The following is a 302-nucleotide window of genomic DNA, read 5'->3' on the forward strand; positions in this document are numbered from 1 at the left end:
ATCCATGGCACATAAGTTCGAAATCTATAAGGACAAAGCTGGCGAGTATCGCGTTCGCTTCAAGTACAACAGCGAGGTGATATTCTCGACCGAGGGCTACTCAAGCAAATCCAGCGCTCAGAACGCCATCGACTCGATCAAGAAAAATGGCCCGAGTGCGCCGGTCGACGACAATAGCTAATCGCCTTCGACTCCACACAGTGCTGCGGCAGTTCTGAAGCTGGAGCACATTGGCTTCGGAGCGAGCCTCGGCTCGGCACTAGCACTTGTTGCGCTAGGGCAAGTGAAGCCGTGATCTCCTA

General features: G+C 54.0%; 1 protein-coding gene. It reads left to right on the plus strand.

Annotated features, from left to right (window positions below):
• Positions 1-4: 4 nt before the first annotated feature.
• Positions 5-181, plus strand: a complete 177-nt coding sequence (locus tag EN807_RS34320; protein WP_135903099.1) for a YegP family protein — start codon at positions 5-7, stop codon at positions 179-181.
• The last annotated feature ends 121 nt before the right edge of the window (positions 182-302 follow it).

Source organism: Mesorhizobium sp. M5C.F.Ca.ET.164.01.1.1, assembly GCF_004792125.1.
Lineage (GTDB): Bacteria > Pseudomonadota > Alphaproteobacteria > Rhizobiales > Rhizobiaceae > Mesorhizobium > Mesorhizobium wenxiniae.

Excerpts from the sequence above, each read along its gene's own strand:
- EN807_RS34320 (WP_135903099.1), top strand. The coding sequence starts at position 5 with ATGGCACATAAGTTCGAAATCTATAAGGACAAAGCTGGCGAGTATCGC.